This is a genomic window from Actinoplanes sp. NPDC004185, from assembly GCF_053603475.1.
This window is the reverse complement of the sequence record NZ_JBSGFR010000128.1, coordinates 1-1,524: the sequence shown is the minus strand read 5'-3', so window position 1 is coordinate 1,524 and position 1,524 is coordinate 1. Positions and strand designations below refer to the sequence as shown.

The following is a 1,524-nucleotide window of genomic DNA, read 5'->3' as shown; positions in this document are numbered from 1 at the left end:
AATCTGGATGCACCCTTCGGCGGATGTCGTCGCGTGGCATCGGCGTCGACGCAAGCCCTACATCATCTCGCCGCACGGCATGCTCGATCCATGGATCATGAAGCGTTCGAAACTGAAGAAGTGGGTCGCGCTCGCGGCCTATGAACACAGCCATTTGAATCGCGCCGCGTGCTTTCATGCACTGAATCGCGAGGAGGCGGATGCGATCCGGGCCGTGGGTCTGAAACAGCCGATCGCCATCGTGCATAACGGTGTGACGATTCCGGAGCTGGACAATCCCGGGTTGCCGTCCTGGTGGACCGGCGAACTGGCATCCCGGAAACTGCTGCTTTATTTCGGGCGGTTGCATCCCAAGAAGGGCGTGGAGAATCTGCTGAGCGCCTGGAAGGGGTGCGTCATGACGGATTCGATCAATGCGCGCTGGAACCTGATCGTCGGTGGTTGGGGGGATCCTTCCTACGTCGATAAATTGCGCGGCATGGTCAGCGAGGGCGTGAACGGCGACGGGGTCCATTTCATCGGTCCGCAATTCGGCCAGGACAAGGAAAAAACCTACGCGGCCTGCGATTGCGTGATCCTGCCGTCGTTCAGCGAAGGCCTGCCGATGGTGCCGCTCGAGGCATGGTCGTTCCGGAAACCCGTCGCGCTGACGCGCGAATGCAATCTGTCGATCGGATTTTCCCGACACGCCGCATTCGAGATTCTCAATTCGGTCGAGGGACTGCGCGCATTCCTTGGCGACCTGCATGCCATCGACGATGCACGGCTCGTGGCAATGGGCAATGTGGCGAGATCGCTGGTCGAAAGTCATTTCACGTGGAATGTGGTTGCCACGCAAATGGCCGACGTTTATGGCTGGCTGATAGGGCTTCGCGACCAGCCGCCCTGCGTCATCGATTGAGTATCCGACAGGCGAAGGGATGACATGGAAATCATAGGCTATATCGCGGTAATCAATCTGTTGTGCTGGGGCATCTGCTTCGCGTTCGTGCTGGCGATGCGCATGCCCATTTATCATCCGATCTTTCTGTACCTGATCTATCACTTCCTGGGATACGTCATACGCCCGATCAACATTTACCTGATCGGCAGATCCCTGCTGTGGAACACGATCGGGTTGACTCCATCGGACGGAACGCTCTGGCTGACGTGCCTCAATATCAACTGCGCGCTGCTCGCCGCGGTTATCCTGCCGGCACTTGTGGAGCCGCGCAATCTTCGGCAGCTCAGGATTCCACCGACCCGCCTCGTCATCACCGACAAGGTACGATTTTTCGCGGCCCTGATCGTGCTCGTCGCGCTCGGCTTGTATTCGACGCATGTCGCGTACGGGACTGCCGGTATCGACTCGGTCCAGTCGTTCGAGGTGCAGGTCGATTCGAATGGCGGCCAACGCCTGGTGGGGGTGTCCGGCTATCTGATGGCGTTTGCGGAATTCATTCCGGCCGCGCTGCTGATCCTGATCCTCGCTTATGGCGTGACGCCGCCGATGGCTGCAGGGATCGGTGCATTCGTGCTGTTGCG

General features: G+C 59.2%; 2 protein-coding genes. Both read left to right on the top strand.

Translation table 11 applies throughout. The features are described from left to right. The coding region (locus tag ACWEOZ_RS44320; RefSeq protein WP_451916673.1) for a glycosyltransferase at positions 1–901 on the top strand (901 nt) is incomplete at its 5' end. A gap of 24 nt (positions 902–925) precedes the next feature. Beyond that, positions 926–1,524, top strand: a 599-nt coding sequence (locus tag ACWEOZ_RS44315; RefSeq protein WP_451916672.1) for a hypothetical protein, incomplete at its 3' end; no start/stop codon positions are given.